Source organism: Yersinia sp. 2542 StPb PI (assembly GCF_048593855.1).
Taxonomy (GTDB): Bacteria; Pseudomonadota; Gammaproteobacteria; order Enterobacterales; family Enterobacteriaceae; genus Yersinia; species Yersinia enterocolitica_E.
Genome location: NZ_JAZGQA010000046.1, coordinates 21,104 through 27,103, shown reverse-complemented (window position 1 = coordinate 27,103; position 6,000 = coordinate 21,104). Strand labels below are relative to the sequence as shown.

Genomic DNA, 6,000 nt, shown 5'->3' with positions numbered 1-6,000 from the left:
ATGAGTAATAAAATAATTACTCTTTAGGGTTAATCGGTGGTAGATATTGAGCAAGATCAATTAATTTAGTGGTTATTTACGCAGTTTGTCACTGTTAAATCTATTTGCGTTATTACCTTTTTTATATAACGATTTGTTTAATGAGAATAGCTATCAAACAAGATGATACTTTGGTAATTATTTCTTCAGGTAAACTGTTGCGGTTAAATGAATTTGGCCTCAGTTTTGAGGTACACTTAGATCGCAGTTTTACTAACAATAATGGATAACGTAGCCTGCTAAATTGGCTATCAAAAATAATCTGTATTCAACAGCCAAAATATTTAACGTCTATACCCAATAGATTACAAAGTGCAGGAAGGCGGTCAGGAACAGATGTGCTCACCGCTCACAGGGGCCGAGTAACATCAACCGTCAATCCCCCCATGCAATTTGCAAGATAATGGGCATATATCGGTTACAGGGACATTACTTATATGACCAAAAGTCACACCATTATGATCGTTGATGACCATCCCCTTATGCGCCGTGGTATTCGGCAATTACTTGAGATGGACCACAGTTTTGATGTCGTTGCCGAAGCTAACTGCGGCAGTGAGGCTATTACCGCAGCGGCCAAATGTCAGCCGGATGTCATTCTGCTCGACCTGAATATGAAAGGTATGTCTGGGCTAGATACCCTAAAAGCATTACGACATGACGGGATTGATGCGCGAATTATCGTGCTGACAGTTTCTGATGCGCGCAGCGATGTATATGCCATGATTGATGCCGGTGCTGATGGTTATCTGCTCAAAGATAGCGAACCGGAAGTATTACTGGAAAATATCCGTCAGGCAGCGCGTGGCGAGAATGTATTCAGCAATGAAGTTGCACAGTACTTATCCTCCCGCCATGAAGAGATTAATCCTTTCTCCGAGTTAACCGAGCGTGAATTAGATGTGCTGCAAGAAGTGGCGCGCGGTATGTCCAATAAGCAAGTCGCATTTGAATTACACATTTCAGAAGAAACCGTAAAAGTACATATTCGCAATTTATTGCGTAAGTTAAATGTGCGTTCGCGAGTGGCAGCAACCATTTTGTTTTTGGAAAATAAAAAGTACTAACCACCACCCAATTATTTAATAGCCACCAAACTATTCGCTGGCTGTCAGGCTACTCAATGGCCGCTAAAATAAAATCATGGTTATCGTATATCCATTTTTTGTTCAGTGGCCCCCAACTATCTAACTGGTAATAACCCGCGTTATTGCGCACGCCATGCTGCACAAAAGTCAGAGTGATACCCAAACCGGGTAGCGCCTTCAAGACATCTTGCAAAGTGCGCCGTGGCCAGCCGGTCAATTCCATCAAGCGCGGTACATTAAGCGAGTCACCACTGCTGATTAACCAGCAGAGATAGAGACGGCGGGCAAACACTGGATTTAGCTCCATAAAAATTCCTATTTTGAGTGACTGCTATTCCCTGCTTATTTAACATTGCAACCTGGCTGCCACGCTAAATTCTTGGGATATAATCAGTTTACCTGATGCCAGAAAAAACACCTGTTTATCATTATTTTCTACATTGAGATGGATTAACTCAGTTTTATCGAGGTTTTTTACAGGTTCTCCATATTTTCTTCACGTTTCCACTCGCATTCCCGCGTAAAGTGCACAGTAGATTCTGCTGGATATGATTTTTTATATATAGAGGCTGGCACTGCATGGCTAATTTTTTCATCGACCGCCCGATCTTTGCTTGGGTATTGGCGATAATTTTGTGTCTTACCGGGGCTTTAGCAATCTCAACGCTGCCGGTTGAGCAATACCCGAATCTGGCACCACCTAACGTCCGCATCAGTGCCTCATATCCAGGAGCCTCGGCACAAACACTGGAAAATACCGTCACGCAGGTTATCGAGCAAAGCATGACCGGCCTTGATAAGCTGTTGTATATGTCATCGCAAAGCAGCAACTCTGGCAGCGCATCAATAACCCTGACATTCCAAGCGGGTACTGATCCTAACGAAGCGATGCAGCAGGTACAGAATCAGTTGCAGTCTGCCATTAAAAAACTGCCACAAGACGTACAACAGCAAGGGGTTTCAGTTTCAAAATCCGGTGATAACACCTTGATGATGGTGGCCTTTGTCTCCACCGATGGCAGTATGGATAAACAAGATATTGCCGACTATGTCGCCAGTAATCTGCAAGACCCACTTAGCCGTATCGAAGGGGTCGGCAGCATTGATGCCTTCGGTTCCCAATATGCTATGCGTATCTGGCTCGACCCCAATAAACTCAATAATTATCAACTGACCACCCAAGATATTGTCAGCGCTATCCAATCGCAAAATAGTCAGATTGCGGTGGGCCAATTAGGTGGAACCCCTGCCGTCGATAATCAGGCATTAAATGCCACCATTAATGCTCAATCTCAATTACAGACACCAGAGCAATTTAGGGAGATCACGCTGCGGGTCAACCAGGACGGGTCGCTGGTCACATTGGGTGATGTGGCTAAAATTGAGATGGGTGCTGAAAGATATGATTATCTGAGTCGCTTTAATGGCCAGGCTGCATCAGGGATGAGTATCAAGCTCGCCTCCGGTGCCAATGAATTGCAAACCGATGAGTTGGTTAAGGCCCGGATAGCAGAACTGGCCCCGTTTTTCCCGCACGGTCTTGAAGCCAAAATCGCTTATGAAACCACACCGTTCGTTAAAGCCTCAATCAAGGATGTGGTAAAAACATTGTTGGAAGCCATTTTGTTGGTTTTCCTGGTGATGTATCTCTTTTTGCAGAATTTCCGCGCCACCCTTATCCCAACAATTGCCGTCCCAGTGGTGCTATTGGGCACGTTCGCAGTACTGTCGGCGTTCGGATTCAGTATTAATACCCTAACCATGTTTGCCATTGTATTGGCGATCGGACTGTTAGTTGACGATGCCATCGTGGTGGTGGAAAACGTCGAACGAGTGATGAGCGAAGAAGGACTAGGGCCGCGCGAAGCCACTCGTAAGTCTATGGGGCAAATTCAGGGCGCATTGGTGGGTATTGCGCTGGTGCTGTCTGCCGTGTTTATCCCAATGGCATTCTTCGGTGGCACCACCGGGGCCATCTACCGCCAATTCTCCATTACCATCGTTTCTGCCATGGTGCTTTCGGTGCTGGTCGCCTTGATTCTAACCCCAGCACTTTGCGCCACCATGCTCAAACCCATTCAGCAGGGCCATCATCACGCCAAGCGTGGCTTTTTCGGTTGGTTTAACCGTATGTTCGATAGTAACACTCGCCGTTACGAGAAAGGTGTGGCTCAGGTGTTACATCATAGTCTGCGCTATATGTTGCTCTATTTTCTGCTGTTGGGCGGGCTGGCGCTGTTGTTCATCAAGTTACCGACGTCGTTCTTACCATTGGAAGACCGTGGTGTGTTTATGGCCCAAGTCCAGCTCCCGGTGGGTTCAACCCAACAACAGACACTGAAAGTGGTTGAAAAAGTAGAGAACTACTTCCTGACGGAAGAAAAGAATAATGTATTGTCGGTATTCTCAACGGTGGGGTCCGGCCCAGGTGGTAATGGCCAAAATGTGGCACGCCTCTTCATCCGGCTGTCTGATTGGGATCAGCGTAAAGAGAGTAATAACTCTTCTTTTGCCATTATTGAACGCGCCACCAAAGTATTTAATAAAATTGCCGAGGCCAGAGTGTCGGTCAGTAGCCCGCCAGCCATTTCAGGCTTGGGTGGCTCATCAGGTTTTGATATGGAATTACAAGATCACGGCGGTTTGGGTCATGACAAATTGATGGCTGCTCGCGATCAGTTATTACAGATGGCTGCTAAAGAGCCAGCCCTGACCCGAGTGCGACATAACGGATTGGACGATAGTCCGCAGTTGCAGATAGATATCGATCAACGCAAAGCACAAGCGTTGGGCGTAGCACTGGATGATATTAACAACACCCTGAAAACGGCCTGGGGTTCGACTTATGTTAACGACTTTGTTGATCGTGGGCGGGTGAAGAAAGTCTATGTGCAGTCTGAGGCCACCGCCCGTATGCTGCCGGAAGACGTTAACAAATGGTATGTCCGTAATAAAAGCGGCAGCATGGTGCCCTTCTCGGCGTTCTCTACTACCCGCTGGGAATATGGCTCACCACGATTGGAGCGCTATAACGGTTATTCTGCACTGGAAATTGTCGGTGAGGCGGCACCAGGTATCAGTACCGGTACTGCAATGGATGTAATGGAGAATCTGGTCAAACAGCTACCGAATGGTTTTGGTCTGGAGTGGACAGGTATGTCCTATCAGGAGCGGCTATCGGGTTCACAGGCCCCGGCCCTCTATGCCATCTCGTTACTGGTGGTGTTTTTATGTTTGGCGGCATTGTATGAGAGCTGGTCAATACCGTTCTCTGTGATGTTGGTGGTGCCTCTCGGGGTTATAGGTGCGGTGGCGGCCACCTGGATGCGCGGGTTGGAGAATGACGTTTATTTCCAGGTCGGGTTGCTGACCATTATTGGCTTATCGGCCAAAAACGCCATTTTAATCGTCGAGTTTGCCAGCGAATTAAACAATAAAGGTAAAGATTTAGTCGAAGCCACTCTTGAGGCTTCCCGCCAGCGGTTGCGGCCTATTTTGATGACCTCGCTGGCATTTATCTTTGGTGTGTTACCCATGGCTATCAGCCAGGGTGCAGGCTCAGGTAGCCAACATGCCGTAGGTACTGGTGTGATGGGGGGGATGATTTCAGCTACCGTGCTGGCGATTTTCTTTGTACCGCTGTTCTTTGTTCTGGTGCGTCGTCGCTTCCCAGGCAGGCCACCGCGCGCGAAAGAGTAACGAGAGCCGCTAACCCCCAAGGATGGGCCGGGTAACTAGAGCCGCCAACACACCTACGGTTTGAAAGATGACTCCTGATTATGCCCAATAGATTTCAAGCTGTAGGCAGACGGCAAGCAAGAGAACCCCGATGAGCTGACATCAAGTCAGTGATTCGGGTGAACGAGAGCCGCCAACACACCTACGGTTTGAAAGATGACGGGCATAAAAAAGGCAGAGCCAATATGGTCTCTGCCTTTCTGGCGAGCGATTTTTCGCCCCTGGGTGTGTAATAAGTCAATCGTTAAAACAACAAAAAGATAGTTACTCTTACTGCCGGTTTATTCGCTTATGCCTTACGCAGCATAGCATCGATAAACTCTTTCCACGTGCTTAACTCAAATTCAACCATAACATCCTCTCTAATTATCGCGGCCAATTATACGCCTATTTTTTGAACAGTCAAAATCGAAAGTAAGCTACCTAACGGTTGAAATGAGATCTGTCGCAGAGATCTTGAATTTTGCCCTGTCACTGAGTTTCCTCAGCCAGCATTACATCACTTGCCTGTTTTATCATTCGAGAGTAGCGTGCTCAGATATATAGGGGTAAACGCCGTTTTTGACAAAACCCGTTATTGGCAAAATACAGAGCACAACCATGAAACACTCCATCGACTCATTAAAAGAGCTGGGCCGTTATGATGATGCGGTGGCAATGGCGCTGGACTTACTGCGTCGTTCACCAGATAACGCCAGTCTGCTGTATAAGATTGCCTCACTGTATGATGTGCAGGGGTTGGAGTTGCAGGCAATCCCATTCTATCGGGCCGCTATTGAGCACAATCTGGTAGGTAAAGAGTTGCAGGAGGCTTATCTGGGGCTGGGCAGCACTTATCGCGCTCTGGGGCTATATCAAGAGTCACTGGATACATTTGACCGCGCGTTAGCCCATTTCCCACAAGCGAAAGAGATTACCTTATTCCGTGCCATGACACTGTATAACCTCGGTGAAACCAAAGAGGCAGTCGCTACGTTATTGATATTGCTGGCTGAAACCTCAAGCCATCAGGACATCAGCCTCTACCAAAAAGCGATTCGCCAATATGCCGCTAACCTTGACTGTATCGGCTAAATCAACAGGTCAGTTCTGATTACCGCCGCGCTCAACAACGCATAGCCGTCTGGATTCAAAT

Annotated in this window: 4 protein-coding genes; 3 read left to right on the top strand and 1 reads right to left on the bottom strand. The window is 47.3% G+C overall.

Features of this window, described 5'->3' with window-relative positions; genetic code table 11:
• Nucleotides 1-476: 476 nt before the first annotated feature.
• The gene (gene narP, locus V1952_RS08305; protein ID WP_372559617.1) at nucleotides 477-1,106 is read left to right on the top strand and encodes a nitrate/nitrite response regulator protein NarP; all 630 of its coding nucleotides are present in this window, start codon (nucleotides 477-479) and stop codon (nucleotides 1,104-1,106) included.
• Between the two features lie 49 nt (nucleotides 1,107-1,155).
• On the opposite strand, the gene V1952_RS08300 is transcribed toward narP, so the two are convergent.
• Nucleotides 1,156-1,434, bottom strand: coding sequence for a winged helix-turn-helix domain-containing protein (locus V1952_RS08300; RefSeq protein WP_372559618.1), 279 nt, complete (start codon nucleotides 1,432-1,434; stop codon nucleotides 1,156-1,158).
• 272 nt (nucleotides 1,435-1,706) lie between these two features.
• On the opposite strand from V1952_RS08300, the gene acrD reads away from it, so the two are divergent.
• Together acrD and V1952_RS08290 are read left to right on the top strand one after the other, a co-directional pair.
• A complete protein-coding gene (gene acrD / locus V1952_RS08295) occupies nucleotides 1,707-4,826 on the top strand; it encodes a multidrug efflux RND transporter permease AcrD (RefSeq protein ID WP_372559619.1) in 3,120 nt (1,039 codons plus the stop codon).
• 639 nt (nucleotides 4,827-5,465) lie between these two features.
• The gene (locus V1952_RS08290) at nucleotides 5,466-5,939 is read left to right on the top strand and encodes a tetratricopeptide repeat protein (protein WP_420074595.1); all 474 of its coding nucleotides are present in this window, start codon (nucleotides 5,466-5,468) and stop codon (nucleotides 5,937-5,939) included.
• Nucleotides 5,940-6,000 lie beyond the last annotated feature (61 nt).

Excerpts from the sequence above, each read along its gene's own strand:
- narP (WP_372559617.1), top strand. The coding sequence starts at position 477 with ATGACCAAAAGTCACACCATTATGATCGTTGATGACCATCCCCTTATG.
- V1952_RS08290 (WP_420074595.1), top strand. The coding sequence starts at position 5,466 with ATGAAACACTCCATCGACTCATTAAAAGAGCTGGGCCGTTATGATGAT.
- acrD (WP_372559619.1), top strand. The coding sequence starts at position 1,707 with ATGGCTAATTTTTTCATCGACCGCCCGATCTTTGCTTGGGTATTGGCG.
- V1952_RS08300 (WP_372559618.1), bottom strand. The coding sequence starts at position 1,434 with ATGGAGCTAAATCCAGTGTTTGCCCGCCGTCTCTATCTCTGCTGGTTA.